The following is a 25,853-nucleotide window of genomic DNA, read 5'->3' as shown; positions in this document are numbered from 1 at the left end:
CAAGGCGGTCGCTGGCCGCCGTACCGACTCCATCGACCTAGGGCGAGTTTCGTGGACTTCAAGCAGTTTCTCGGTGTCATGCGCCGTCGGTGGGTCAGCGTCGTCGTCGTCCTGGTCGTGGCGCTCCTCGCCGCCGGTGGCGTGTCCGCCCTGATCACGCCGAAGTACCAGTCGACGTCGGAGGTCTTCCTCCAGGTCGACGTCAGCAACATCACCGACGCGTACGCCGCCTCGCTGTTCGCCCAGAACCGGGCGAGCGCCTATGCGGACCTCGCCCAGAGCACCGAGCTCGCCCAGCGCGTCATCAACCAGCTCAACCTGGACATGACGCCCGAGGAGCTGGCGGGCGACATCAGCGCGAAGGTCGTGGAGTCCACCTCGCTGATCACGCTCACGATCACGGACACGAACGCCCGTGACGCGCAGAAGATCGCCGACACCACCACCGACCTGTTCACCAAGTACATCGCCGAGCTCGAGACGCCCACCGGCTCCAGCGGCGGCTCGCAGATCACCGCCCGCGTGACGAACAAGGCGACGTACGACCCCTCGCCGGTCAGCCCGAAGATCGCCCTGAACCTCGTGGTCGCCGGGCTGGTCGGCCTGCTGCTCGGTGTGGCCCTGGCCGTGGCGCGCGAGCTGCTGGACCGCACCATCCGCACCGCCGATCACGTCGCCGACATCACCGAGTCGCCGGTGCTCGCCAGCATCGGCTTCGACGGCGACATCCGGCGCGCGCCGCTGCTCACCGACCTCGGCGGCTTCGCGGCCCGCACCGAGGCGTTCCGCCTGCTGCGCACCAACCTGCAGTTCATCGACCTGGACAACCAGCCGCGCTGCCTGGTCATCACCTCCGCCGTCCCCGGCGAGGGCAAGACGATGACCTCGACCAACCTCGCCGTCGCCCTCGCCCAGACGGGCCGGCGCACGCTCATCATCGACGCCGACCTGCGTCGCCCCCGGGTGGCCAGCACGCTCGGCCTCGACCCCGCGGTGGGTCTCACCACCGCCCTGGTCGGCAAGACCGAGATCGCCGACGCGATCCAGGTGCACGGCCCCAGCGGGCTGCACGTGCTCGCGAGCGGTGCCAAGCCGCCGAACCCCACGGAGATCCTGCAGTCGCGGGTCACCCACGACCTGATCCGTCGGCTGCGCGCGTCGTACGACACCGTCATCATCGACGCTCCCCCGCTGCTCCCGGTCGCCGACGCGTCGGTCCTGGCCACGCTCGCCGACGGCGTGATCCTCGTGATCCGCCACGCCAAGACCACGCGCGACCAGGTGACCGAGGCCGTCAACCGCGTCGCCCAGGTGGGTGGCCGGATGTACGGCGTCGTCGTGAACATGGTGGCCAAGCGCGCGGTCGGCTCATATTACTACTACTACTACGAGGAGACGGGCCCCGCCGGCGGCAAGCGCTCGGCCGGCCGCTCCAAGAAGTAGTGCTCCACCGCCTCACCGGCATCCTGCTGCTGGCCGTGACGCTCACGGCCTGCGGGAACGGCGCCGAGCACGTCGGCAAGGGGCACGGAGCGGCGCTCGAGGGGCAGCAGTACGTCGCCATGGGCGACTCCTCCACCGCGGCTCCGGGCGTGGGCCGGACGATCGGCGACTGACTACCGGGCGAGCATCTCCTCCACCGCGGCGACCACGCGCTCGGCCCGGATCGAGACGTCGTCGGCGATCCCCGCGTTCGGGCCCTCCGGGCCGCCGGGGCCGTCCGCCACGAGGTAGCGGTACTCCGCGCCCAGCGCCTGGCAGATCGCCCACAGGCCGCGGTGGACGTACGTCGACGGGAACAGCTCCAGGACCTGCACGTCGGCCGGGCTGAACGTCACGTTGGTGAGCCCCGCGCCGTGCGGGGCCACGATGATCTCGGCCGTGCTGAACACGTCGATCTGCTGCTGCACCGTCAACGAGCCGGGGTCGAGCCGGGTGAAGCCGCGCGGCCCGAGCGCCGCCATCAGCTCGTCCTCCTGGACGTAGCGGCGGGTCTGCGGCGCCTGGCCGCGGGTGAGGTAGAGCCGCGCCCGGCCGGCGGGCGGGTCGACCGGTCGCAGCCGGGCCCGCAGCCAAGACACCATCGAGGGCGGTGCCTGCAGCGCCCAGTTCGGGTTGCTGGGCACGAGCAGCCGGTCGGCCCGGTAGGTGAGCCCGCGGCGCGGCTGCAGGTACGGGCCGGGGATCCTGGCCAGCTCGAGCAGCTGGCGCTGGTAGCCCGTGGCGTGCGGTACGACGACGGCGTCGACCCGCTCCCCCGGCAGGGCTGCCTCGAGGACGCCGTACCGCGCGATCGCGTCGTAGAGGAAGTGGTAGTAGTTCCCGGCCGTGCCACGGGTCGTGAGGCTGAGGACGGTCCCGGGGACGTGCTGCACCTGGCCGAGCGTCGGGCGGAGGAACACCGGGTGCTCGCGCCAGTCGCTGACGCCGAAGTAGCGGCTGGTCTCGTGGTCCAGGGTGCCGCGGGGCGTGACGGTGGCACCGAAGTCACCGACCAGGCGGCCGTCGGCCACCTCGAGCACGAAGGTGTCCGGGATCGCAGCCGACCGCTCCTGGGCGAAGACCCAGTGGTACGCGGGTGTCCCGCCGACCGGTGCCCGGGCGAGCTCCACCGCGGCGGCCGCGGGGTGCAGGACCACCGCGGACGGCTCCTGCTGCGCGGTCGCGGCCGACCGCTCCGTGGCGCGCCGCGGCACACCGGCCGGGAGGACCAGCGCGAGCAACCGGTAGACGGTGCCGCTCACGCGCGTGAGGGCGCGGTGCAGCCGCTTGAAGAGCGGCCACCAACGACGAAGGGCGGGAGGGAGCGGCACGGTCCTCCTAGGACGCTGGGGGTGCGACGGGCCGGGCGGGCAGGCACATTCCACCAGATCGACGTACGGACACGTCGCAGACACCGGTCACACCGAACACCGGCCCTTGTACAGTCTGCGCACGTGGCCCCCACTACGTCGAAGAACCTCATCGCCAAGGCCAAGCGCGCCAACGCTGCTCTCGTGATGGACGCCGTGCAGCGTCGCGTCCGCATGGGCCTCGCCCGCCGCGGCATCCTCATCACCCGCATCGACGCGGAGGGACGCCGCCACTTCGAGGTGGGGCACGACTCCGACGTCCCGCTCCCCGCGGGCGCCGAGGCCGAGCTGCGTGCCGACAACCCGCGCCTGACCGAGCTGCGGGCGGCGTACGCCGCGCTCGACTACCCGTCCGCGGTCCCCAGCCAGTGGAGCGACGACTTCCTCGCCAAGAACCTGTCGCTGGCCTGGTTCCGCGGCGACAACGCCTACGTGTGGCAGCTGCGGCTGTTCACCGGTGAAGCCAAGACCCGCAACTACATCGCGATGACCGACATCGAGTCGCGCGACAAGCTCGGGCTGTTCAAGAAGCTCAAGGAGGACGGGCTGTTCGGGGCCTTCACGTTCTCCTTCGGGGAGCGCGTCGTGAGCCGCGACCTGCTCGACAGCATCAACGAGATCAACTACCTCGACGAGCACATGGGGCTGGGCTCGATCGAGAACGCCACCGTGCTCGACATCGGCGCCGGCTACGGGCGGCTCGCCCACCGCATGGACGAGGGCCTGGACAACATCGCGGCGTACGACTGCACCGACGGCGTACCGATCTCGACGTTCCTGTGCGAGTACTACACGAGGTTCCGCGGCCTCTCCGACGCCGTGCGCGTCGTGCCGCTGTCGGAGATCGACACGCTGCGCGACTCCTACACCGTCGCGGTCAACGTGCACTCGTTCTCCGAGCAGACGCACGCCTCGATCAAGTGGTGGTTCGACCAGATCGGCAAGCGCGACATCGAGTGGGTCCTCATCGTTCCGAACACGCAGGGCGTGCTGCTGTCGACCGAGGCCGACGGGAGCCGGCAGGACTTCATGCCGACGGTGCTGGGCGCGGGCTACGAGCTGGCCGACCACCGGCAGATCTACTCCAGCCAGGAGATGTGCGACATGGTCGGCCTCCACGACGAGTTCTACCTGTTCAAGAAGAAGCGCTGACCGGACGCAAGGCCACTACCTGTCAAAGGGGCCCGGTTCGGCCGCGACGATCACGCCGGTCCTGAGGATGCGACGGATGAGGGCGATCGCCTCCGGTTCGTCGGAGCCATACTCCCTCACGATCCACAGGGTGTTCCTGACCGGACACGTCGAACAACAGGCCGGACTGCACCGGGAGGACCGAGCACGGCACACCCGAGTGCTCGTGGATCAACGGAACCGCGACACCGCCCATCAGTTCAGTGCACGCGACCCACGTCGGGTGTCCGGCCGCCTGGCTTGCGACCAGCCCAGCGAGCAGCGCGTCGACGAACCCTGACGGGAGCCGGATGTTGGCGGCGTCCGTCATCGCGTCGACGAGGATCCGGACGCGATCGTCGCCACGATGTCCGTCGTCGACCACGAGCACCGTGGACCCGGATCGGGCAGCTCCTACGCCTCGTACACCCAGTCGGAGATCTTGATCGGGCCGAGGCGGCGCGCCGGGACTCCGCCGTGCAGGCACTCCGACGCCAGCTTCTGGCGGGTCCACAGGGTCGAGCCGGCCGCGAGCACGTCGCCCGTGCCGACGACGGAGCCCGGGAGCAGGGTGCACGACGTACCGACGATGGCGCCCTCCTCGATCTCGATCGGCTCGATGATCAGACCGTCGCCCGTCGGGTCGAAGGCGTGGGAGAGCAGGGTGCTCCGGAAGCCGGTGAGCCAGCCGTTCTTCCGGATGATCAGGCCGCCGCTGCAGTCGAGCATGTGGAAGCTGATGATGCGCGCCCGCTCCCCCATGATCAGTGATCCGCGCAGCTCCTCGAGCGCCGCGTCGTCGGTGGGCTCGACGTCGTCACCGCTGACCCCCACCATGACCAGGTTGAAGTACGCGATGGACGCGTCGCGCTCCAGCGAGACGCGCTTGATGCGACCGAAGATGTTGAACGAGCCGATGATCGCGCCCTCGGCCAGCTCGAAGCGCTCCACGTTGCGCACCAGGTTGACGCCGATGTGCGCCCCGGGGTGGATGTCGTGCCCGAGCCGGTTGAGCAGTCGGATCTTCAGGTTCCGGAACGGGAGGAGGAACGCGATCGTCGTCAGCAAGTTGCGCACGAGCAGGAGCGTATAAGAGTGCCTCAGGGACGCCGGGGCGCGGACCTCATGATGCCGACGGTGCGGCAGCGTCGGCAGCTACGTCGGTACGCCGTACGACGCCCGCACCGTTCCACGAGACGAGCAGCCCGATCGCTGCGCACGTCGCCACCGACACCGCAATCATCCCGAGAGCCGCGCCCGTCAGGCCGTCGTAGTGGGCGCCCAGGGCGAGCGCACCGAGCATCGTCGGCATCGCGAGCAGCGAGATCATCGACACCGCCTTCTCCCGGTCCTGCGCCAGCGCCGCCGCACCGAGGACCAGCCGCAGACCGAACGCGGCGTTCGCCAGGAGCAGCAGCCGGGCGCAGGTGCCCGCACCGACGAAGTCCGAGCCGAAGAAGATCCTCAGCGCCGGCGGGATGAGCACCCACAGCACGGGCACCACGAGCGCGCACATGCCGAGGACGTACAGCAGCCACCGGCGCATCAGGGCGGCGCCGGCCTGCGGCGTGATCGCGACCATCTTGGGCAGCAGCGGCGCCGCCAGCAGGCCGACCATCACGGCCGGCAGGGTGCCGATCGACGAGGCAACCGAGTAGAGACCGAGGGCAGCGGCGCCGAGCAGCTGACCGACGATCACCGAGTCGAACCCGAGCCGGTCCAGCGCACCGAGCGAGCTGAAGTAGGACGCACGGGCGAAGCGGTGGATCTCCTGGCGCGACGCGCGCGCCTCCGGGCGGTGGCCGAGCGGCTGCAGCGCTCGTCGCATCATGACCAACCCGAAGACCTGCGCACCGCAGTACCCGACGAGAGTGACCAGCGGCGAGGTGGGGCCGGAGAAGACGAACAGGGCCGCCACCACCGCGACGTACGCCGCCGTGAACGCGAGGTCGGCCCAGATGGCCCGTCGGAGGCCGTGCTCGCCGTACGCCATCGCCCGCAGGAGCGACGTGACACCACCTGCCAGGGTCAGCAGGAACGCCATCCCGGAGAGCGCCAGGACGTGTCCGGAGTCGCGCAGCACGACCGCGGTGCCGATGGCCGCCAGGAACGCGCACAGCCCCGCCCAGGCGATCCAGCCGCGCAGGTAGGAGCCGACGGCGTCGAGCGCCGGCGCGTGCGATGCCGCCACGGCGCGCGAGATCGCGCCGGGCAGGCTGGCCAGCACGACCTGGGAGGCGATGAGCGACACCGCGAGGACACTGACGACCTCACCTCGACCTGTCGGTCCGAGGATGCGGGCGATCAGCGGACCCGAGATGAAGGTCAGCGCCTGGTTCGCCATCCCGCCGCCGACGACGAACATCGGGTCGGAAATCAGCCTCCGCCTCGGCGCCGAGTGGCGGCCGAGCCGCCGGCGCGGCACGCGGTCCCGCCGGGTCACCCGTCGCGACGCATCCGCTCGGGCGACGCCATCCAGGGGTGCAGGGTGGCGAGATCCTTGCGGATCGTCGCGGCGAAGATGTTGCCCTGGCGGGATGCCAGCCGGTTGAGCACCTTCTGGCCGTTGGTGAACGCCTTCTCCGCACTCGCGTCACTCAGCTTGAGCTTGCGCTTGAGCACCTCGGAGGCGACCCTGCCGGTGCCGAGGTTCCACTCGGTGTGCACCTCGACGGGGATGTCGTACGCCGGGTCGAACGCCGCCACGGCCTTGTAGAGGTCGCGGCGGGTCCACCGGTACACGAAGTTGGGTACGCCGGTGCCGTCCACGCCGCCGGTGTCGTAGCCGTCTGCGATGACGGCGGCCAGCTCGTACCAGCCGACGACCCCGGCCTTGGTCGCGGCGCGCATGAAGGCGGAGTCCTGGTTCTCCACGAACAGCACCGTCTTGCGGGCGATCCGGTACATCTCGTGGAGGGCCTCGTGCGGGCGCGAGCAGTGGTGCAGGCCGGAGTGGCCCATCACGTGGTCGTAGGAGCCGGACTCCTGCGGCATGCGGTGGGCGTCGAACGCCGTACCGCCGATCGCGCTGCTAGGGCTGTCGGGCGCGATGTTGACCAACGTGACGTTGGTGAGACCGACCTCCTTGCACACCATCTCGTCGAACGTGCCCGCGAACTGGACGAGCACCGAGTCGTCGGGGCGGATCACGCCGTTGGCGATGTGGTCCCTCAGGAGGCGGGCGAACGTGGTGGCGCCGGGCTCAGTCATGCTTTCCCAATCGACGTGCCAGGTGGGGTTGACGGTCCTCGAACCTACCGAGGCGGCCACGGTAGCCGTCGGCGACACCGGCGGCGATGGCGGCCAGCTTGCCGGCCTTGCCCCGCTCGAGCGCGAGGACGGCGAGCGCCTCGCGCACGGCGAGCCGCAGGTAGCTGCGCCGCGGCAGGTCGTACCGGGCGCTCGCGTCGAGCCCGTTGCGGACCATGTAGTAGCGCCGGCGCGGGTCGGCGTGCGAGGTGTGCACGCCGCCGTGCCGCTTGGTGTTCGCCCAGGTCTGCCGCAACGTGACCGCCGGCGTGACGTAGACCGGCACGCCGAGGGCGTGGGCGCGCATGCCGTACTCGGCGTCGAGGAACTCGATGAAGTAGTCCTCGCGCAGCGGCCCCAACGTGTGCCACGCGGCCGCCGTGATCAGCGACCCGGACGAGATGACCATGCTGGCGGGGAGGAGCCCGTCCGTGACCTCCGCGACCGACACCGGCGCGCCGCCGTCGGGAGGCGCGACGGACATGTACACGTCCATCGTGGTCTCGTAGATCCGCGGACCGAGCAGGAACGAGTCGCCGGGGATCGTGGCGCACACGTCGAGCATGGCGGTGAAGAAGTCCTCGTCGACCGCGGAGTCCTGGTCCAGGAAGAAGACGACGTCGGCGCCGTCGGCGAAGAGCAGCTCTGCTCCGACGTTGAGCGCCCCCGCGAGGCCGCCCTGGTTGCGCTGCGCCACGACGCGTACGCCGGATTCCCGCAACCGCGCGTGCAGCGCCGGATCGGGCTCCGGCGTGTTGTCCACCGCGACCAGGTCGGGGCACCCGGCGGCCGCCGTCGCGAGGTTCGCCAGGTACGCCTCGTTCGGGCTGTACAGCACGAACACGGCACCGGCACGCACGCGTCGCACCCTAGCGGGGCAGGACGCGGTCGAGTGCCTGCTGCCCGGCCGCGTCGTCGTCGTGGGCGAGCGCGACGTCCCAGTAGGCGCGGCGTCCGGGCCGACGCGGATCGAAGTCGTCGAGCTCGACGCTGCGCGCCGCGGCCTGGTCGCCGGTCATCCGGCCCACGGGCGCGCCCCCGTTGTCCCACACGGCCGCCCGGCGGTAACCGAGGCCGGCGAGCCGGTCCCACACCTCCAGCGGGTCGTAGCCGGCGATGCGGATCAGGTAGGGGTCGTACTCGAAGAACAGGACCGGTCGCGAGTCCGCCCACGCCTCGGCGATGACCGGGACCAGCGCCACGTCGTACCCGTCGGTGTCGGACTTGACCAGGCGCAGGTCCGCGAACGCCGGCTGGCCCTCGCGCAGCCGGGCGGGCGTGATCGACGGCATCGCGTCCGGGTCGTCGGCGGAGTCCGCCTCCACGAAGCGGGTGGTTCCACCGGACCGCACCGCGGTCGTGCGCGCAGCCGCCTCGTCCACGGCGAGCAGCGACTCGACGACCGTCACCCGCTGGTCGGCGTCGACGTTGCGGTGCAGGAACTCCAGGTAGTACTTGTCCGCCTCGACGCAGAGCACCCTGCCGTCGGCGGCGTCGAGGATCTGCAGCGTGGAGTCGCCGATGTTGGCGCCGACGTCGAGCACCGTCAGCGGCGGCGCGAGATCGGCCAGCGCCTTCGCCAGCTCGACGAGGTTCTGGCCGTACAGCGAGCCCTCACCGGCGTAGTCGGGCAACCGGTGCGACCACGGCAGCGCGAGGCGCACACCCTGCACCTCCCGTACGACGACACGGCGGGGGAATCGATCGCGGATGAACCATCCGGTTCGCCGGCGGGCCGCGGCCAGAGCGGATCGGGGGGAGATCACGCGCCGATGCTAGTGGTCCACGCCACCGGTCTAGTCGTCGCCCACGCCGCGGATGGTCTTGCCGCCCTTGGTTTCCAGCTCGTCGACGACACGGACGCTCCGGGGTTGTGCCGGCCGCGCGAGATCGCCGCACGCGGCCTTCACGTCACGCTTCACCTCGGCCTCGTCGGCGCCAGGCTCGAGCACGACGTCGACAGCAACCACCGCGCCCACCAAGGCGTTGCTGCGCCCGTAGACCCGCGCCGCCCGCACACCCGGGACGCGCGTCACGCGCTCCTCCACCGGCAGCGGGTGGACCTTGACCCCGCCGACGTTGATCACGTCGGATGCCCGGCCGCGGAACTCGATCCGGCCGTCCACGATCTCGACCAGATCGCCCGTCGGCCACCAGTCGCTGGCCGGGAGGTCGTCCTCGCCGTAGTACCCGAGCATCGCCGCGGTCGAGCGCACGAACAGCTGACCGTCCTCGACCTTGAGGTTGACCGTCCCGTCCTCGCCACGCTCGAGCAGCGCCGCCGGGAGACCGTTGCGTCGGTCGCTGACCGAGCCGGTGGACCCGAACTCGGAACCCGCGTAGACGTGGGAGATCCGGGCCTCCGGGAACGCCGCCTCGAGCTCGTCGAGGAGCGACGCCGGCGCCGCCTCCCCGCCGAGGGTGATCTGACGCAGCGACGGCACGGGACGCCCGTCAGCGCGCAGCTCGGCCAGGAGGAACCGCCAGAACGTCGGCGTCGCGCTGATGTGGCTGACCGCGTGGTCGTAGATGTCGTCCTTCACCGCCTGCGGGCGGCGCACCGGAGGTGCGACGAGCGTGGCTCCGGCTCCGAAGACGTGGATGAGCACCTGCAGCCCGGCGAACTGGTTGGGCCCGTAGACGAGCAGCCAGCGCTGGCCGGCCCCCTGCGGCGTCGCGGGGACACGGGAGAGCTGACGCGCCCAGTCGTGACGGACCCCGCGCGGCAGCCCGGTCGTCCCGGTGGTGAGCACCAGGAGGGGCCGCCGCTCGGGCAGGACGTCGGCGGGCAGCGGGTCGCGCCGCAGGCCGTCGGGGCGGCGTACCTCCAGACCGGCGTCCGCCAGGTCCTCGCGCGTCGTCAGCAGCACCTTGTGGTCCAGCGGGGCCGCCTGGCGCGCGAGCTCGGCCGGCGAGATGTCGGGGGCGTACACGCACGCCTCGACGCCGACGAGGGACGAGGCGGCGAGGACAGCCACGATCAGCGGGATGTCGTAGGTGACGAGCGCGAAGCGGTCGAGGCCCTCGGCCTCCAGGCCGGCGGCCAACGAGGCGGCCTCCTCGAACAGCTCGCCGTAGGTCATCGGTCCGGACGCGGACAGGATCGCGAGCCGGTCGGGATCGTGCAGGGCCACGCGACGAAGCAACTCGATCACGAGCGTGGAGCCTAGCGGGCAGCGAGGGACGCGGACGGCGTCGCCATCGCGACGAGCCCGCCCTCGATCGCGGCGGCGAGGGCGCTGCCGTCGACGGAGAGGCGGCTCCGGTCGAAGCCGACCAGGGCACTCAGCACCCCGTCGTAGGTGGCCGCGAGCAGGAACGCGACCTGGTTGGGCGACGGCGCGAGGCCGATCGCGAGCGCCCTGACAGCCGACGCCGGCGCGTCGACCACGCCCACGTTGCTGACGCAGAAGGCGGGCGTCACGCCGGACATCCAGCGGCGGACGACGTCGTCAGCAGCCGGCCCGCCGGCCATGTGGTCCGCGTTCGTGAGCGTGAACAGCAGCTCGCCCTCACCGCGACGGACCCGGCGGCGTACGTCGGCGGACACTACGCGGGCCAGGTCGTCGTCCGGCAGGGCGACGTCGTAGGAGCCGGCGATCAGCGAGCCGGCCTGACCGACGGGAGCCTCCGGTGCCACGCCGGTCGCGGTGCGCAGGTCGACCGCGGTCGAGAGCGCCACGGGGGCGGTAGCCGGCGAGAGCTCGGCGCACGCGCGCAGGACGGCCACGCTCAGGAGGCCCTGGACCGTCGCGCCGATCGACCGGGCCCGCGCGACGAGGCCCGCCGTCGCGGCCGCGTCGAGACCGATGCGTGCGAACCCCACGTCGCGCTCCGCGTCGCGGCCCGCGTCGTGGAACGCGAGGACGCCCGCGTTGTCGACGTACTCCTCCTCGGTGCGCATCCGGCGCGCGACGCCGAGAAGCTCGCGTCTGCGTGCCTTCGCGTCGACGTGCGACGTGGCCTCCTCCAGCGACACCGAGCCAGCACGCAGCGGTACGCCGGCCTCCGCACCTGCCAGGGCGGCGCCGAGCACCTGTGCCACCTGGGTCATCCCCCGACCGTCGAGCACCGCGTGGTGCACGGCCACGACCACGCTCGTCCCGCCGGGTCGCGGCAGCAGGCAGCAGCGCGCCACCTGGCGAGCGAGGTCGATCCGCTCCGTCGCGAACCGCGCCAGCGTCGCCAGGACCGCACCGGACGCGCCGACCTCAGCGGCGATCGCGCCGCCGTCGAAGGACAGCGTCGCCCCGACATCGGTGCCGACGATCCGCGCCCGCAGCACGGGCAGGGCGGCCACGGTCGCGGCCCACGCCGCCTCGACGTCGGCGAGGGGGGCGTCGACGTCGACGACGGCCAGGAGGTTCACCGGCCAGAGGTGGTCGAGCAGCCAGTAGTAGGCCTCGGAGGCGCCGAGCCGACGGGAAGTCACCCGCAGATCATGCCGGTTTGACCGCCGCGACGAGGCCGTATCCGAAGGTCCCGTCGCGCCACAGGCCCTCGAGGATGTCGCAGCTGCGCACGAACGTCTCGTGCCCGCGCTCGCCGAGCAGCTCGACCACGTCGGAGCGGTTCCTCTCGGCGTTGGCCCGCCAGGCATCGAACGTCGGAAGGGTCTCCTGGGTGAGGTCGTCCGCGGTCTCCACGACGAGGCCCGCCTGCTGGAACCACGACACGTAGCTGTCCAGGGGTTCCATCCGCGCGTTGCCGAAGCCCTCGCGGAGGGTCGCGAACTCGTGGCGCCGCTCGCGCAGCTCGGCGAACGGGATGTCGCGGTGGCGCACGAGGTCGCACCACACCAGACGCCCGCCCGGCCGGAGCACCCGGGCGGCCTCCTCGACCAGCGCCACCCGGTTGTCCATCAGGTGCGAGGACTCCAGGATCCAGACCCGGTCGAAGCTCGAGTCGGGCAGCCCGTTCGCGGTGCCGTCCCGCTCCTCGAAGCGCACCCGGTCGGCGAGACCCGCGGCCGCCGATGCCTCCGTCGCGACCTGGACACCGACGCTGCTGGTGGTGATGCCGAGGACCTCGACGCCGTGCTCTGTCGCGTTCCAGCGTGCCTGCGCACCCGTTCCGCAGCCGATGTCGAGGACGGTGTCGCCCTGCTCGAAGCGAGCCCCCGCCGCCATCCGCTCGGTCAGGTGGTGGGTCGCCTCGTCGAGCGGCTCGTCGGGACGTTCGAAGACGCCGTAGTGGAGCTCGGCACCGAGGAGCAGCGCCCAGGCACGCGTCACCCGGTTGTAGTGCTCGGCCGGCGTGTAGTGCTGGGTCACGTGCTCACTCCCGATGTGTGTGACGCCCCTACGCGGGATCGATCAGCTGGTCAGACCACCGTCGACGACCAGGGTCTGGCCGGTGATCCAGTCGTTGCGCTCGTCGACGAGGAACTGCACCGCACGGGCGATGTCGTCCGGCTCGCCGAGTCGGCCGGCCGGCGTACGCCGGACGATCTGGTTGAGCTGGCCCTCGTCGAGGCCGTGGCTCATCTCCGTGCGCAGGTAGCCGGACGCGATGCTGTTCACGGTGATCTTCCGCGACCCGACCTCACGGGCGAGACCGCGGGTGAACCCGTCGAGACCGGCCTTCGAGGCGCCGTACACGGCGAGGCCGCGGTAGCCGGTCAGGCCGGTGATCGAGGAGATGTTCACGATCCGGCCGCCACCGTGGGCGAGCATGTTGCGCACCACCTGCTTGGTGATGTGGAACGTCGCCTTGAGGTTGAGGTCGATCACCGTGTCGGTGTCGTCGTCGGAGAAGAGCGCCATGATGCCGTCGCGCGCCACGCCGGCGTTGTTCACCAGCACGTCGACCGAGCCCCAGCGACCGACGACCTCCTTGACGAAGGCCGTGGACTGCGCGCGGTCGGCGATGTCCGCGGTGACGAAGAGGAAGCGCTCGGCGTACGCCGGGTCCGCGCGCCAGCGTCGTACGGCGTCCGTCTCGGAGCGCGCGCACGTGGCGACCCGATCACCGGAGTCCAGGAACGACTGGACGATCCCCTCGCCGAGGCCCTTGCTGCCGCCCGTGACGACGACCGTGCGCTGCCCCGCCTCGAGGGTCATGCGGACCGGGCGTAGAACGCGACGATGTCGCCGACGGTCTCGGGCATCTCGCCCGCGCTGAAGGGGTCCGTCCCGAGCTCGTCCTCGAGCGTGGCCGAGAGCTCCGCGGTCTGCAGGGAGTCCAGGCCGAGGCCGTCCTCACCGTGCAGCACCGTGTCGGAGGTGACGGCGACGCCAGCCTTGTCCGCCGCCTCGAGCAGCGACTCGACGATCTTGACGACCGAGTCCTGTACGTCGTTCATGCAAGTTCCTCCAGGGATCCGTCGGGACGATAGCAGTGCCGCACGAGCCGGCTCGCCGGTCCCGTCACCGTCCGGCGGACCTTACCGAACGCAGGTTGCCGACGGGGGGCATCCCTCCCCGGACACCCGCGTCATCCCCACGTCATCCCCACGTCGCCGGGCGCCCGTAGGATCCGCGGCATGCTTCAACTGCTCTCGGAGGACCTCCGCGCTTCCGTCGATGCCGGGCGGCGCACGGGCCTCAAGTTCTGGATCTACCTCGTCGGGAAGACCGTGATGTCGCCCCAGGCGCACGCCCTGATCGCCTACCGGCTCGGCTCGTCGCTGCGCGGTACGCCGTTCTGGCCGCTGGCGTTCTTCCTCAAGGGCTTCGGCATCGTCTGGGCCGGCGCGGACATCCACCCGAAGGCCCAGATCGGCCCGGGCTTCGTGCTGGCGCACGGGCCCGGCGTCACGATCGGCGCCGACGTACGGGCCGGACGCAACCTGCGGGTCAACAGCGGCACCAACATCGGTGCGATGCGCATGACCGAGCCGCTGGACCCGAGCCGTCCCACCTACATCGGCGACAACGTGTTCATCGGCGCGAACGCGATGATCCTGCAGGACTGCCACATCGGCGACGGTGCCGTCATCGGCGCCAACTCGGTCGTCACCCGGGACGTCGCGCCCCTCACGGTCGTGTCCGGCATCCCCGCCGTCCCCGTTCGCACGCTCGAGCGCCCCTTCATGGGCGCGCAGGAATGATCACCTGACCCACCGGTCGCACGCGTTCCGTTATCGTCCTGCACCACACGCGTCGCAGCCCCCAGCGGCGCTGAACATGGAGGTACCGTGTCCGGGATCCCCGGCCTTCCGCACCTGTCGCTGCGACAGCTCACGGAGGCTCCTGTCGCCCGTCAGATCTTCCGGCGCATGAGGCACGAGCAGGATCAGCTGCGCGCCGCCATCGGGCGTCTCGAGGTGCACCTGATGGACGTGCGCCCGGCGCCCGCGACGCTCGTCGACGCCGAGTTCACCGTCTTCTCCCAGTACGGCGAGGACGGGATCCTCCAGCACCTGATCCGTACGGCGAAGCCGGCTCACACCACCTTCGTGGAGATCGGGACCGGCGACTACAGCGAGTCCAACACCCGCTTCCTCGTGGAGAACGACAACTGGCGCGGCCTCGCGATCAACGGCGGCGACGACCACGTCCGGTTCATCACCAGCTCCGGCCTCGCCTGGCGCCACGACGTGGAGCCCGTGAGCGCCTTCGTGACCACCGACAACGTCAACGCCCTCATCACCGACAACGGGCTCTCCGGCGACATCGGCCTGTTGTCCATGGACGTCGACGGCGTCGACTACTGGCTGCTCGACGCCATCACCGCCGTCCGGCCCACGATCCTGGTCGCGGAGTACAACGCCCTGTTCGGCCCGACCGCAGCGGTGACCGTGCCGTACGACCCGTCGTTCGTGAACAGCGAGAAGCACTACTCCCAGACGTACTTCGGTGCCTCGATCGGCGCGCTGGTCCACCACGCGACGTCCCGCGGCTACCGCTTCGTCGGCTGCTCCAGCAACGGCGTGAACGCCTTCTTCGTGCTCGACGAGGCGGCCGGCGACCTCCCGTCGCTCACCGCGGAGCAGGGGTTCCGGCCGGGCCGCTACCTGACGTCGCGCAACCCCGACGGCTCCCTGGCCCGGATGCGCAGCGTCGCCGACCGCCTCCGCGTCATCGGCGACCTGCCGCTGGTCGACGTGGTGACGGGCGCCCGCACCACGGTCGCGGACGCCGTTCCCGTCTGGGACGCCACCTCCTGATGCATCCCACGGTGGAGAAGGTCGTCCGGCGTACCGGCTGGAAGACGGTCCGGGCGATCGGCGCCGCGCGCCTGTTCGGGAGCATCGGGTCGGGCCGGACGGGCGAGCTGTGGATCGGTGACTCGCACGCGGTGCTGCTCAACACCGAGAAGTTCCCGTTCTTCATGGGCTCGACCCGGCGCGACCAGTTCGTGTGGCACCTGGGGCCGCGGATCATGCACTCCATCGCCACGAAGGGGTTCCCCAGCGTCGTACGGATCCATGCGCGTCGACTCGGACGGCTGCCGACGACCCGCCGTCTCACCTGCTTCTTCGTGTTCGGCGAGATCGACGTCCGCTGCCACCTGCCCCGCGCGGGCGCGGACCTGGACACCACCTGGGTCAAGCAGTACGTCGAGCAGGCGATCGGGCTCGCCGACAGCATGAACGCCGGACGCATCGTCCTCGTCACGCCGCCCCCGCCGAGCGACGAGATCGCCGACCACGTGATGTTCCCGATCGCCGGTGACATCGAGGCCCGCACCGCGGCGCACCGCTGGCTCACCGAGACGCTCGTCGCGGCGGTGCCGGACGACCCCCGCATCACCGTCCTCGACCTGCGCCCCGCGCTGGCCGACGACCAGGGCCGGCTCCCCGCCGCGCTGACCTACGACGGCTGCCACACCAACGACGCCGGGCGGGCCGCGGTCCGCGCCCTCGTCCGCGACCACCTCGCAGCACACCCGATCCCGACCCCCGAGGAGACGACCCGATGAGCGAGCAGGACGACCGCAGCTGCCCGGCCTGCGCGTCGACCCGCGTCCGACGCGGACCCGAGTCGCACGACACCGGACACGTCGTCGTGACCTGCCAGGACTGCGGTGCCGCCTGGCTCGTCAACGCCCCGATGCCGCCGGCCACCTTCACCCTCGAGGACCTGCCCGAGGACTACGTCGACACCTGGGTCGCCAACAAGCGGGAGTCGGTCGGGACCGGCGAGTGGCACAAGCAGCTCGCCTGGCTCCGCGAGGAGCTGCAGGGGATCGAGAAGCCCCGCGTCTACGACCTCGGCGCCGGCGACGGCGAGTTCCTGGCGCTGGCGAGGGACGAGTACGGCTTCGACGTGGGCGGCAACGACATCCTCGAGGGCGCGATCATCGTCGCCCAGCGGCGCTACGGGATCGACCTGGACCTCGGCGACCTCAACGCTCTGGAGGACCCGGCGCCCGTCGATGCGGTGACCATGTGGTGCGTGCTGGCGCACACCGCCGACGGCGAGGGCATGGTCTCCGGCGCGGCCCGGATCCTGAAGCCCGGCGGCCTGCTCTTCCTGCAGACCCCTCACCGCACCTTCGCCGATCGCGTCCTCATCGGCGCCAAGACCGCCACCCGCGGACGCGTCGCGCGTCTCTCGGACCGCCGCTTGGCCGGCCACCACCGCATCCTGCACACGCCGCAGTCGATCACCGCCCTCCTGGAGCGGCACGGCTTCACCGACATCGACGTGTCGCCGCAGGCGCGCTACTCGCTGACCTCCGAGGCCTACCTCGCCTCGCTGCGACCGCCGGCATGGGCGCTCGGCCCGGCGGCGAAGGCGATGGACCGCGTGGTGCACAGCCCGCTCGCACCGCGGATCATCCTGGACGTGAAGGCACGCAAGGCCTGACGACCGACCCGCGAGAAGGGCGTTGTGGGGTCAGCGGGCGACGAGCCTGCTGACGACCTTCCACACGTGCTTCTGGGTGATGATCCGGCGCACGATCTTGCGCAGCCAGAGCGGCCGGACGATCTGCTTGGCGATCCGGGAGATGCCGCCGTCGATGCGCAGCAGGATCAGCTCCAGCTCCCGCTCGATGTCGAGGTCGACCGCCACCTCGGGCGGGTGCACGAGCGGGAAGGCCATCTCCTGCGCCGGCCGCGGCGTGCGGTTCGCGCGGGTGTGCGTCGCGTCCGGACCGAAGCCGTCGTTCTCGACGAGGTAGAGCGAGGGCGTGACGCTCAGGCCCGCGCGGCTGATGATCGTCACCCACAGGTGGTGGTCCCAGCCGTAGTGGTCGCCGTTGACGGTCTGCGAGACCTTGAGGAAGTGCCGCCGGCCGGCCTCGGTGGCCAGGGCCGCGGGGTGAGGCGGTGCGGGCTCGGTGCGGACGGCGTCGGCCGTGCGGGGCAGCTGGCCGGCGCGCTCCGCGGCACCTTCGTGCTGGCGCGGGAACACCGCGCGGTGGGCCTGCCAGCGGTCGGCCCAGGTCGCCCAGCCCCACACGCTCGTCCACGTGCTGAAGCCGTAGCTGCGGCCCTTGAAGGTGTCGAACGGGACCAGCTTCTTGTCGCCCGCGATCATCCAGACCCGCTTGTCCTCGGCATAGCGGTCGAGGAGCTCGTCGCAGAAGCGGAAGAAGGACGGGTCGGGGATGCAGTCGTCCTCGAAGACGATGGCACGGTCGACCTGGCTGAACACCCAGTCCAGGCCGAGCTCCACGTTCGCCTCGAGGCCGATGTTGCTCTCGGCGTACCGGCTCTCGACCTGGCAGTCCCAGTCGATGCCGTCGATGAGCGCCCGCACCTCGGCGCAGCGCTGCGCGTCCTCGGCGTTGCCGGGTCGCGGGCCGTCGGCGATGACGAACAGCCGGCTCGGCTTCACCTCCCGGAACGCGTCGAGCACGCGAGCCGTGACGCGCGGGCGGTTGAACGCGATCAGGACAACCGGGACGTCAGTCACGGGGGGCTCCTCGGTCGGTGATGCGGGACGCGAGCCGGGTGGCCCGCGCCATGGCGTCGCTGTGCAGGACCTTGCGGCCCACGCTGCGCAGCCGCGGGTTGGTGACCATCCGGCGCGCGGCCTCGACGGTGCGTCCGCCGACCCGCGCGAGCAGCAGCTCGAGGTCCCGCTCGACCTCCACGTCGAGCGCGACGGCCGCGGGGTGGCGCAGCGGCAGGGGCATCGGCAGCGCCGGCTCGGTCTCGCGCTCGAAGACGCCGTGCGTGGCGTCCGCGCCGAACCCGACGTTCTGGACCATGTTCACCGCGGGGGTCGCCGCCAGCGCTCCCTCGGTCATCATCGTCAGCCACCAGTGCTTGTCCCAGCCGTGGCGTACGACGTCCGCGGACGTCGCCGCCTCCGCGAAGTGCGCGCGCCCGCTGCGGGTCACGAGCAGCTCGGGGCGCGGGTCCGCGGGCACCGTGCGCACCGGCGCGTCACCAGAGGGACCCCGGTGGTCGCGCGGGAAGACGGCGCGGTGCCGCTGCCAGCGATCCGCCCAGGTCGCCCAGCCCCAGACGCTCGCCCAGGCGGCGAACCGGTAGCTGTCGCCGCCGAAGCACGACGCCGGAACACCGTGCGCGTTGCCGGCGACCTGCCAGACGCGGTGGTCGTCGCGGTAGCGCTCGAGCAGCTCGGCGGCGTACGCGAAGAAGGTGGGGTCGGCGACGCAGTCGTCCTCGAAGATGATCGCCTCGTCGACCTGGCCGAAGACCCAGTCGAGCCCGGTCTCCACGTTGCCCTCACAGCCCAGGTTCACCTCGCTGTAGCGACGGTGGACCTCGCACGGCCAGTCCACCGCGTCCATGACCGCGCGCACCTCGGCGCAGGCCGCGGTGTCGTCGGGCCGTCCCGGACGCGGCCCGTCCGCCACGAGGAACAGCTGCTCCGGCCGCGCCGCGGCGATCGCCTCCAGCGTGCGCGCGGTGTGCCGGGGGCGGTTGAACCCGATCAGCACGACAGCGGTCATGGCAGCGCGGCCGCTTCGTCGCCCACGACGGCCGGCTCGTCCGTCTCCCGGACGGGCACGACCGCGAGGATCGCCAGCGACATCGGCACCAGGATGGTGCGGTCGACCAGGCCCGGGAAGGTGATCCCCGAGATGATGAAGAGCCAGGCCAGGTAGGACAGCCGTCGCTGCGGGTGGGTGGTGAACAGCGGGCGCGCGACGAGGTAGCAGATGACCAGGTAGGCGCCGAGCCCGACGACGCCCACGGCGATCGCGACCTCGAGGAAGAGGTTGTGGTACTCGCCGACCAGCGGATCGAGACCCGACCCGAGGAACGGCGAGCTGAGGAAGCGGTGCCAGCCCTCGGCCAGCGCCTGGGTGCGCTCGCTGTCCGAGGCGGCGGCCGTGGCGTCGCCGGAGAGCCGGGACAGCGACCCGCCGGCGCCGCCCACCTGCGTGACGAACGGGAGCAGGGCGAGGCCCAGTGCTCCGCACGCGGTCAGGAGGACGGCCCATACACCGGACCGCTCGACGATCGGGACGAAGAGGATCACGACCGCGACGGCGAGCGTGGAGCCACGGCTGCCGCTCATCACGATCGAGTAGAGCGAGGCCGCACCCAGGCCGAGGAGCAGCACCCGCACCCACACGTTGCGGTAGCGCGGCAGCAGGTACAGCACGGCGACCGCGGCGACCGAGCCGGCGAGGCCGAAGTCGTTGGAGTGGTGGGCGAAGCCCTGGTAGCGGCCGTTCGCCGCGGCTCCCATGGCGAGGGCCTTCAGGGTGCTCGCCATCTGACCGGCGATGTAGCACCAGAGCAGACCGTCGACCAGCCGGCCCGACGGCTTCAGGACGAGCAGGAACATCGGCAGCACGCTGAAGACGATCAGCCACTGGACGACGTACACGATGCTCGCCGCGGGCGCGGGGTTGGCGACGACCGACGCCACCATGCCGAGCACCGCGAGCACGAGCGTCGGTACGACGAGCATCCCCGGCGCCTCGACGCGGCGGCGGATCGCCACCGGCAGCAGGAGGGCCAGCCCGATGAACAGCAGGCCGTCGGTCGGGGTGATCGGCCCCAGCGAACCGATGCCGCGGTACATCGGCGCGGTGGCGAACGAGCCGCCGAGGGCGGCGACGCCCAGGCGCCGAGGACCGAGCGTCGCGAGGGCGGCGAGCCCGAGCGCGAGGATGGCGACCACGACCGCGACCGCCGTGCCGGTCGTCACCGCAGCGCCGAGGAGGGCGGCTGCGAGGACGGCGACCACGGTCACCAGACGGGTCTCCATCGACGTCACTGACCGATCAGACGGCTCATCTGCTCGATGTCGGCGTCCACCATGAGCGAAGCCAGGCCCTTGGCGTCCGTCTGCGGCGTCCAGCCGAGCACGTCGCGCGCCTTCGAGAAGTCGCCGATGAGCGCGTCGACCTCGGTCGGCCGCTCGTAGGCCTTGTCGTAGCGGACGTGGTCCTCCCAGTCGAGGCCGACGGCCGAGAAGGCGTACTCGCAGAACTCGCGCACGGTCGTGCCGATGCCGGTCGCGAGGACGTAGTCCTGGGGCTCGTCGTGCTGCAGCATCCGCCACATGCCCTCGACGTACTCCTTGGCGTAGCCCCAGTCCCGGATCGCCTCGAGGTTGCCGAGGGTGAGGTGGTCGGTGATGCCGAGCTTGATCGCCGCGACACCGAGCGTGATCTTGCGGGTCACGAAGCTCTCGCCGCGACGCGGCGACTCGTGGTTGAAGAGGATCCCGGACACGGCGAACATGTCGTACGCCTCGCGGTAGTTCACCGTCACCCAGTGCGAGTAGAGCTTCGCGGCGCCGTACGGCGAACGCGGGTAGAAGGCGGTCGTCTCCTTCTGCGGCGGCGGCGTCGCGCCGAACATCTCCGACGTGGAGGCCTGGTAGAAGCGGGTCTCCAGCCCGGCGGCGCGGATGGCCTCGAGCATGCGCAGGGTGCCGGTGGCGTCGGCGTCGGCGGTGTACTCCGGCACCTCGAACGAGACCTTGACGTGCGACTGCGCGCCGAGGTTGTAGACCTCGTGCGGCTCGAGCTCGCGGATCAGGTTGACCAGGCTGACCCCGTCGGTCAGGTCCCCGTAGTGCAGGTGCAGACGGGAGTCCTGGTGCAGGTGGTCGATGCGGCTTCGGTTGAGCGTCGACGACCGACGGACCAGGCCGTGCACCTCGTAGCCCTTGCTCAGCAGCAGCTCGGCGAGGTAGGAACCGTCCTGACCGGTGACACCGGTGATGAGGGCGCTCTTGGTCACGCCGGAAGAGTAGACCACCGGACCGGGCGCTAACGTCGGCGCCGTGCATCTGGTTGTCGACGCGGTCGCCGTTCAGTCGGGAAGCGCGGGGATCGTGGTGGAGCACCTTCTCGACGGGTGGACACGGCTGCCCCACGAGGATCGGATCACCATCCTCACCGGCCCCGACGGCCCGGCGTTCACGCCTCCGCCGGGCGCCTCCGTCGTCCCGCTCAGGACCCGGATCCCCGGTGCGGCCGGGAAGATCTGGCTCCGCTCGGGGGCGGTACGCCGAGCGGCACGCCGCCTGGGAGCCGACGCCGTCCTCGAGGGAGTGCCCGCATCCGGCCTGGCAGGGACGCGCGCGCGACGCGGCCTGATCCTCTACGACCTCCGCCACGAGCTCCGCCCGCACCAGTTCTCGCGGGCGACCCGCGTCGCGCGCAACCTGTCCTGGGCGTGGAGCATGGAGCGCTCGCAGGCGATCTTCACGATCTCGGAGCGGACCAGGAGCGACCTCGCGTCGCTGCACCCCCGCTGGGCGGGTCGCGCCACCGCCGCGGTGCTGGGCTCCGACCATGCCGACGCCTGGCCCGAGCGATCGGCCGATGCCGCCGAGGAGGCGCCGTACGCGCTGGCGTTCGGGCACTTCGCCAACAAGAACGCCGACGCGGTGATCGAGGGCTGGGCCCGGTTCTGCGCGACCGACCCTTCGACAGGCTCGGGGCAGGCCTGGCACCTGCGCCTGGTCGGCATGGGCTCCGCGGACCGCGCGGCGGCGGCGACCCAGGTGGAGCGACTCGGCATGTCCGAGCGCATCACGCTGATGCCGTGGCTCGACGACGACGCGTTCCAGCGCTGCTTCGTGGACGCCGGCCTGGTGATCTTCCCGTCCGACTTCGAGGGCTTCGGCCTGCCGGCCGCCGAGGCGCTCCGGCTCGGGATCCCGACCGTCGTCTCCGACGACGCCGCGCTGCGCGAGGTGACCGGTGGCCACGCCGCCGTCGCGACCGCGATGACGCCCGACGCGCTGGCCGACGCCTACCGACGGGCGATCGCGACCACCGACGAGCAGCGCCGTGCCGGTCAGGCGTTCGCGGAGGCGTTCACCTGGCGGCGTACCGCCGAGGTCGTACGCCGGGGCCTGGCGCCCCGGCCCGCTCAGAGGTAGGCGACCGCCTCGGCGACCCCGGTGCGCAACCGCGCCAGGTCGACCTCCACCATCCGCGCGACCAGCTCCTCGAAGCCGACGCTCGCCTTCCACCCGATCGTCGTCCGGGCCGGGCCCGGATCGGCCACGGTGGCCGGCAGGTCCGCGGGCCGGATCAGACCGGCCGACGAGGTGACCCGGGCCCACACATCGGTGACACCGGCGGCCGCGAACGCCGTCTCGACCAGGTCCCGCAGGGTGTGGCCCACACCTGTGCCGATCTCGAGGTCCACGGGCTCGTCGCACGCGAGCATCAGCCGCATCGCCTCGACGAAGTCGCCGGCGTACCCCCAGTCGCGGGTGACGTCCAGGTTGCCCAGCTCGAGCGACTCGGCGCGCCCGAGCGCGATGGCCGCCGCGCCCGTGGTGATCTTCCGCGTCACGAACCGCTCGGCGCGCAGCGGGCTCTCGTGGTTGAACAGGGTCGCGACCACCGCGAACAGGCCGTGCTCCTCGCGAGCCGCCGCGACCAGTGCGGCCGCCTCGGCCTTCGAGCGGGCGTACGGGCTGGCGCCGCCGGCAGCCTCGGCCGAGGACGCCTGGAACAACCGGGCCTGCGTGCCGCGTGCCCCCAGCTCCCGGCACGCGGCGACCAGCGTGGCCACCGGCGCGGTGTTGGACGCGAAGGTGAGCTCGGGCTCCTCCCAGCTGCGCGCCACCGACGACACGCCCGCCAGGTTGTAGATCTCGGCCGGCTCCAGCTCGGCGACGAGAGCGGCCAGCGCCGCCTGGTCGCGCACGTCGAGCACGACGGTCTCGAGGCCGGGCGCGTAGAGCGACGTACGGTCCGCTCCGTCGCCGTACGGCGACAGCGTGCCGACGACCCGTCGACCGTCCGCGAGCAGCGAGCGCGCCAGGTAGATGCCGTCCTGGCCGGCGGCTCCGGTGATCAGCACCGTCGGTCGGGGGTCCACGACCGGGAGTCTACGAAGATCCGGAGACCGCTCCGCCAGGACCGGCACCCATCGGTCCAGACCACCCGTTAAGGTGTGCCCGACACGCCGAAGGGTGGGCTCGGCCAGCCGCGTGACAAATCGGGATCGACGTCGTTGATGCCGCGTGCTGGGGGGCATACCGAAACAGCAGATCGATTGAGGAGCTCCCATGACCACGGGCAATGTCGACGTTCTCGTCGCGGGCGGTGGCGGATTCATCGGCGGCCACCTGGTGGCCGACCTGCTGGCCCAGGGCAAGTCCGTCCGCGCGGTGGACGTGAAGCCGATGGACGAGTGGTACCAGGTGCACCCCGACGCACAGAACGCCGTCGGCGACCTGTCCCTGCTCGACCAGGCAGAGGCCGCCACCAAGGGTGCGCGTGAGGTCTACATGCTGGCCGCGGACATGGGCGGCATGGGCTTCATCGAGAACAACAAAGCGCTGTGCATGCTGACGGTGCTCACCAGCACCCACATGCTGCAGGCCGCGCAGAAGCACGACGTGGAGCGGTACTTCTACTCCTCGTCCGCGTGCGTGTACGCCGCCGACAAGCAGACCGACCCCGACATCACGGCCCTCAAGGAGTCCGACGCCTACCCGGCGATGCCCGAGGACGGCTACGGCTGGGAGAAGCTCTTCACCGAGCGGATGGCCCGCCACTTCCGCGAGGACTTCGGGCTGCAGACCCGTGTCGCGCGCTACCACAACGTCTACGGCCCCGAGGGCACCTGGACCGGTGGGCGCGAGAAGGCGCCGGCCGCGGTGTGCCGCAAGATCGCCGAGGCGGTCATCTCCGGCAACCACCACCTCGACATCTGGGGTGACGGCGAGCAGACCCGCAGCTTCATGTACATCGACGACTGCGTGAAGGGCTCCCAGATGATCCTGGGCAGCGACCACCTCGAGCCGATCAACCTCGGCTCCGCCGAGCTCGTGACGATCAACCAGCTCTACTCGATCGTCGAGGAGATCGCGGGCATCAAGTGCACCCGCACCTACCAGCTCGACGCGCCGCAGGGCGTCCGGGGACGCAACTCCGACAACACCGAGATCCAGCGGGTCTTCGGCTGGGAGCCGTCGATCAGCCTGCAGGACGGCATGGCGAAGACCTACGCCTGGGTCTTCGACCAGGTCAAGCGCGCCCACGGCTGAGCCTCGGTGCGCATCCTCGTCCACGACCACAGCGGCCACCCGTTCCAGGCCGAGCTCAGCCGGGAGCTCGCCCGGCGCGGACACACCGTCACCCACTCCTACGTCGCCGGCTACGTGTCCGGCAAGGGCAGGCTGCAGGCCGAGCCCGGCGAGACGATCACCTTCGAGGGGATCGGTGGCGACAAGCCCATCGAGAACATGCGGATGCTCGACCGCCTCAAGCGCGAGATCATCCGTGGCTTCGAGCTGGTCCGGCACGTACGCCGGGTGGACCCCGACATCACCATGCTGGCGAACGTGCAGATCCCGACCCTGGTGATCTTCACGATCGCGGCGATGGTCCTGCGGCGTCCGTGGGTCCTCTGGCACCAGGACGTGTACGCCGTGGCGGTGCGCTCCTTCAGCGGCACGAAGCTGCCGAAGCGGTTCGCCGTGGTCGCGGCCGTGTTCGAGATCGCCGAGCGCTTCTGCGCACGGCGGGCCCGCGCCATCGTGGTGATCTCGCCGTCGTTCGTGCCCGTCCACGAGAAGTGGGGCACCGCGGACAAGGTCACCGTGATCCCGAACTGGGCGCCGCTGGACGAGATCTTCCCGGTGGAGCGCAAGAACGACTGGGCGGCCGAGCACGACCTCGTCGACGTCCCGACGCTGCTCTACTCGGGAACCCTCGGCCTCAAGCACAACCCGGTGCTGCTCGTACGCCTCGCCCGCAAGGTCATCGACCGCGGGCAGCAGGTGCGCCTCGTGGTGGTCAACACCGGCCCCGCGGCCGATGCCATCGCGGCCGAGGCGCGGCTGCTCGACGTACCGGTCACGCTGCTGCCGTTCCAGCCCTACGAGCGCCTGCCCGAGGTGCTCGGGACCGGCGACGTGCTCGCGGTCCTCCTCGACAAGCAGGCCGGCGCCTTCTCGGTGCCGTCGAAGACCTTGTCCTACCTGTGCGCCGGGCGCCCGATCCTCGGCCTGCTGCCGGCCGAGAACCTCGCGGCCGATCTCATCGTGCGCTCCGGGGGACGCGTCGTCGCGCCGGACGACGAGGAGCTGGACGCCGCCGCGGTGTGGACCGCGGGCATGCTCGCCGACCGCGAGCGGCAGGACAAGGTGGGGGCGTCCTCGCGCGCCCTCGCCGAGCAGGAGTTCGCCCTCCCCCGGTGTGCCGATCGGTTCGAGGCGCTGCTCACCGCGTCCGCGCGGTGATCTGCTCGCGCTGATTTTCACCGTTCTTGGGACAAAG

26 protein-coding genes are annotated in these 25,853 nt (G+C 71.3%); 10 read left to right on the top strand and 16 right to left on the bottom strand.

Annotated elements, in window-relative coordinates; translation table 11 throughout:
* Window positions 1–51 precede the first annotated feature (51 nt).
* Both ACYVAQ_RS05785 and ACYVAQ_RS05780 read left to right on the top strand, forming a co-directional pair.
* On the top strand, window positions 52–1,443 hold the full coding sequence (locus ACYVAQ_RS05785) for a tyrosine-protein kinase domain-containing protein (protein WP_460787535.1): 1,392 nt from the start codon (window positions 52–54) through the stop codon (window positions 1,441–1,443).
* The gene (locus ACYVAQ_RS05780) at window positions 1,443–1,616 is read left to right on the top strand and encodes a hypothetical protein (protein WP_460787534.1); all 174 of its coding nucleotides are present in this window, start codon (window positions 1,443–1,445) and stop codon (window positions 1,614–1,616) included. Before ACYVAQ_RS05785 ends, ACYVAQ_RS05780 begins: the two co-directional genes overlap by 1 nt.
* Here ACYVAQ_RS05780 and ACYVAQ_RS05775 read toward each other — a convergent pair whose 3' ends face one another.
* Entirely contained in the window at window positions 1,617–2,813 is a 1,197-nt protein-coding gene (locus ACYVAQ_RS05775; protein ID WP_460787533.1) for a glycosyltransferase family 61 protein, read from the bottom strand.
* 123 nt (window positions 2,814–2,936) lie between these two features.
* Between ACYVAQ_RS05775 and ACYVAQ_RS05770 the strand changes: the two genes are divergently transcribed.
* Window positions 2,937–4,004, top strand: a complete 1,068-nt coding sequence (locus ACYVAQ_RS05770; protein WP_460787532.1) for a putative sugar O-methyltransferase — start codon at window positions 2,937–2,939, stop codon at window positions 4,002–4,004.
* 432 nt (window positions 4,005–4,436) lie between these two features.
* Here the strand turns inward: ACYVAQ_RS05770 and ACYVAQ_RS05765 are convergent, their stop codons facing one another.
* The 10 genes from ACYVAQ_RS05765 to ACYVAQ_RS05720 form a co-directional block, all read right to left on the bottom strand.
* On the bottom strand, window positions 4,437–5,099 hold the full coding sequence (locus ACYVAQ_RS05765; protein WP_460787531.1) for a hypothetical protein: 663 nt from the start codon (window positions 5,097–5,099) through the stop codon (window positions 4,437–4,439).
* A gap of 46 nt (window positions 5,100–5,145) precedes the next feature.
* Window positions 5,146–6,387: a lipopolysaccharide biosynthesis protein gene (locus tag ACYVAQ_RS05760; protein WP_460787530.1), complete on the bottom strand. Its 1,242-nt coding sequence runs from the start codon at window positions 6,385–6,387 to the stop codon at window positions 5,146–5,148.
* Between the two features lie 74 nt (window positions 6,388–6,461).
* The gene (locus ACYVAQ_RS05755; protein WP_460787529.1) at window positions 6,462–7,232 is read right to left on the bottom strand and encodes a class I SAM-dependent methyltransferase; all 771 of its coding nucleotides are present in this window, start codon (window positions 7,230–7,232) and stop codon (window positions 6,462–6,464) included.
* Window positions 7,225–8,130, bottom strand: a complete 906-nt coding sequence (locus ACYVAQ_RS05750; protein ID WP_460787527.1) for a glycosyltransferase — start codon at window positions 8,128–8,130, stop codon at window positions 7,225–7,227. The genes ACYVAQ_RS05755 and ACYVAQ_RS05750 overlap by 8 nt, the downstream gene beginning before the upstream one ends.
* A gap of 10 nt (window positions 8,131–8,140) precedes the next feature.
* Window positions 8,141–9,037: an FkbM family methyltransferase gene (locus tag ACYVAQ_RS05745; protein WP_460787526.1), complete on the bottom strand. Its 897-nt coding sequence runs from the start codon at window positions 9,035–9,037 to the stop codon at window positions 8,141–8,143.
* Between the two features lie 30 nt (window positions 9,038–9,067).
* Entirely contained in the window at window positions 9,068–10,426 is a 1,359-nt protein-coding gene (locus ACYVAQ_RS05740) for a class I adenylate-forming enzyme family protein (protein ID WP_460787525.1), read from the bottom strand.
* Window positions 10,427–10,437: 11 nt separating this feature from the next.
* Entirely contained in the window at window positions 10,438–11,703 is a 1,266-nt protein-coding gene (locus ACYVAQ_RS05735) for a phthiocerol/phthiodiolone dimycocerosyl transferase family protein (RefSeq protein WP_460787524.1), read from the bottom strand.
* A gap of 7 nt (window positions 11,704–11,710) precedes the next feature.
* On the bottom strand, window positions 11,711–12,544 hold the full coding sequence (locus ACYVAQ_RS05730) for an SAM-dependent methyltransferase (RefSeq protein ID WP_460787523.1): 834 nt from the start codon (window positions 12,542–12,544) through the stop codon (window positions 11,711–11,713).
* Window positions 12,545–12,586: 42 nt separating this feature from the next.
* The gene (locus ACYVAQ_RS05725) at window positions 12,587–13,333 is read right to left on the bottom strand and encodes an SDR family NAD(P)-dependent oxidoreductase (RefSeq protein WP_460787522.1); all 747 of its coding nucleotides are present in this window, start codon (window positions 13,331–13,333) and stop codon (window positions 12,587–12,589) included.
* Window positions 13,330–13,575 (bottom strand): phosphopantetheine-binding protein, encoded by a 246-nt coding sequence (locus ACYVAQ_RS05720; RefSeq protein WP_460787521.1) that lies wholly within the window; start codon window positions 13,573–13,575, stop codon window positions 13,330–13,332. The genes ACYVAQ_RS05725 and ACYVAQ_RS05720 overlap by 4 nt, the downstream gene beginning before the upstream one ends.
* 180 nt (window positions 13,576–13,755) lie before the next feature.
* On the opposite strand from ACYVAQ_RS05720, the gene ACYVAQ_RS05715 reads away from it, so the two are divergent.
* From ACYVAQ_RS05715 to ACYVAQ_RS05700, 4 genes are all read left to right on the top strand, one after another.
* The gene (locus tag ACYVAQ_RS05715; RefSeq protein ID WP_460787520.1) at window positions 13,756–14,322 is read left to right on the top strand and encodes a serine O-acetyltransferase; all 567 of its coding nucleotides are present in this window, start codon (window positions 13,756–13,758) and stop codon (window positions 14,320–14,322) included.
* 168 nt (window positions 14,323–14,490) lie between these two features.
* Window positions 14,491–15,381, top strand: coding sequence for a hypothetical protein (locus ACYVAQ_RS05710; RefSeq protein WP_460787519.1), 891 nt, complete (start codon window positions 14,491–14,493; stop codon window positions 15,379–15,381).
* Window positions 15,381–16,136, top strand: coding sequence for a hypothetical protein (locus ACYVAQ_RS05705; protein WP_460787518.1), 756 nt, complete (start codon window positions 15,381–15,383; stop codon window positions 16,134–16,136). Before ACYVAQ_RS05710 ends, ACYVAQ_RS05705 begins: the two co-directional genes overlap by 1 nt.
* A complete protein-coding gene (locus ACYVAQ_RS05700; RefSeq protein ID WP_460787517.1) occupies window positions 16,133–17,026 on the top strand; it encodes a class I SAM-dependent methyltransferase in 894 nt (297 codons plus the stop codon). Before ACYVAQ_RS05705 ends, ACYVAQ_RS05700 begins: the two co-directional genes overlap by 4 nt.
* Before the next feature lie 30 nt (window positions 17,027–17,056).
* On the opposite strand, the gene ACYVAQ_RS05695 is transcribed toward ACYVAQ_RS05700, so the two are convergent.
* Genes ACYVAQ_RS05695 through gmd form a run of 4 tightly spaced genes read right to left on the bottom strand, consistent with a single transcriptional unit; the run spans window position 17,057 to window position 21,342 of the window.
* Window positions 17,057–18,079, bottom strand: coding sequence for a hypothetical protein (locus ACYVAQ_RS05695; protein WP_460787516.1), 1,023 nt, complete (start codon window positions 18,077–18,079; stop codon window positions 17,057–17,059).
* A complete protein-coding gene (locus ACYVAQ_RS05690; RefSeq protein WP_460787515.1) occupies window positions 18,072–19,088 on the bottom strand; it encodes a glycosyltransferase family A protein in 1,017 nt (338 codons plus the stop codon). Before ACYVAQ_RS05690 ends, ACYVAQ_RS05695 begins: the two co-directional genes overlap by 8 nt.
* On the bottom strand, window positions 19,085–20,359 hold the full coding sequence (locus ACYVAQ_RS05685) for an O-antigen ligase family protein (protein ID WP_460787514.1): 1,275 nt from the start codon (window positions 20,357–20,359) through the stop codon (window positions 19,085–19,087). Before ACYVAQ_RS05685 ends, ACYVAQ_RS05690 begins: the two co-directional genes overlap by 4 nt.
* 5 nt (window positions 20,360–20,364) lie before the next feature.
* Window positions 20,365–21,342 (bottom strand): GDP-mannose 4,6-dehydratase, encoded by a 978-nt coding sequence (gene gmd, locus ACYVAQ_RS05680; protein WP_460787512.1) that lies wholly within the window; start codon window positions 21,340–21,342, stop codon window positions 20,365–20,367.
* Between the two features lie 43 nt (window positions 21,343–21,385).
* Here gmd and ACYVAQ_RS05675 point away from each other — a divergent pair, with 43 nt between their 5' ends.
* Window positions 21,386–22,492, top strand: a complete 1,107-nt coding sequence (locus ACYVAQ_RS05675) for a glycosyltransferase (protein WP_460787511.1) — start codon at window positions 21,386–21,388, stop codon at window positions 22,490–22,492.
* On the opposite strand, the gene ACYVAQ_RS05670 is transcribed toward ACYVAQ_RS05675, so the two are convergent.
* Window positions 22,483–23,445 carry a GDP-mannose 4,6-dehydratase gene (locus ACYVAQ_RS05670; protein ID WP_460787510.1) on the bottom strand — a complete coding sequence of 321 codons (963 nt, stop codon included), beginning with the start codon at window positions 23,443–23,445 and terminating at the stop codon, window positions 22,483–22,485. The two genes, ACYVAQ_RS05675 and ACYVAQ_RS05670, sit on opposite strands and share 10 nt — an antisense overlap.
* A gap of 190 nt (window positions 23,446–23,635) precedes the next feature.
* Between ACYVAQ_RS05670 and ACYVAQ_RS05665 the strand changes: the two genes are divergently transcribed.
* A complete protein-coding gene (locus ACYVAQ_RS05665) occupies window positions 23,636–24,619 on the top strand; it encodes an NAD-dependent epimerase/dehydratase family protein (protein WP_460787509.1) in 984 nt (327 codons plus the stop codon).
* A 6-nt stretch (window positions 24,620–24,625) separates the two neighbouring features.
* A complete protein-coding gene (locus ACYVAQ_RS05660; protein ID WP_460787508.1) occupies window positions 24,626–25,816 on the top strand; it encodes a glycosyltransferase family 4 protein in 1,191 nt (396 codons plus the stop codon).
* The last annotated feature ends 37 nt before the right edge of the window (window positions 25,817–25,853 follow it).

Source organism: Nocardioides maradonensis, from assembly GCF_054777115.1.
The sequence above is the reverse complement of the archived record's forward strand: the minus strand, read 5'-3'. Positions and strand labels throughout refer to the sequence as shown.

Excerpts from the sequence above, each read along its gene's own strand:
- ACYVAQ_RS05760 (WP_460787530.1), bottom strand. The coding sequence starts at position 6,387 with ATGTTCGTCGTCGGCGGCGGGATGGCGAACCAGGCGCTGACCTTCATC.
- ACYVAQ_RS05755 (WP_460787529.1), bottom strand. The coding sequence starts at position 7,232 with ATGACTGAGCCCGGCGCCACCACGTTCGCCCGCCTCCTGAGGGACCAC.
- ACYVAQ_RS05725 (WP_460787522.1), bottom strand. The coding sequence starts at position 13,333 with ATGACCCTCGAGGCGGGGCAGCGCACGGTCGTCGTCACGGGCGGCAGC.
- ACYVAQ_RS05720 (WP_460787521.1), bottom strand. The coding sequence starts at position 13,575 with ATGAACGACGTACAGGACTCGGTCGTCAAGATCGTCGAGTCGCTGCTC.
- ACYVAQ_RS05715 (WP_460787520.1), top strand. The coding sequence starts at position 13,756 with ATGCTTCAACTGCTCTCGGAGGACCTCCGCGCTTCCGTCGATGCCGGG.
- ACYVAQ_RS05710 (WP_460787519.1), top strand. The coding sequence starts at position 14,491 with ATGAGGCACGAGCAGGATCAGCTGCGCGCCGCCATCGGGCGTCTCGAG.
- ACYVAQ_RS05705 (WP_460787518.1), top strand. The coding sequence starts at position 15,381 with ATGCATCCCACGGTGGAGAAGGTCGTCCGGCGTACCGGCTGGAAGACG.
- ACYVAQ_RS05700 (WP_460787517.1), top strand. The coding sequence starts at position 16,133 with ATGAGCGAGCAGGACGACCGCAGCTGCCCGGCCTGCGCGTCGACCCGC.
- ACYVAQ_RS05690 (WP_460787515.1), bottom strand. The coding sequence starts at position 19,088 with ATGACCGCTGTCGTGCTGATCGGGTTCAACCGCCCCCGGCACACCGCG.
- ACYVAQ_RS05685 (WP_460787514.1), bottom strand. The coding sequence starts at position 20,359 with ATGGAGACCCGTCTGGTGACCGTGGTCGCCGTCCTCGCAGCCGCCCTC.
- ACYVAQ_RS05665 (WP_460787509.1), top strand. The coding sequence starts at position 23,636 with ATGACCACGGGCAATGTCGACGTTCTCGTCGCGGGCGGTGGCGGATTC.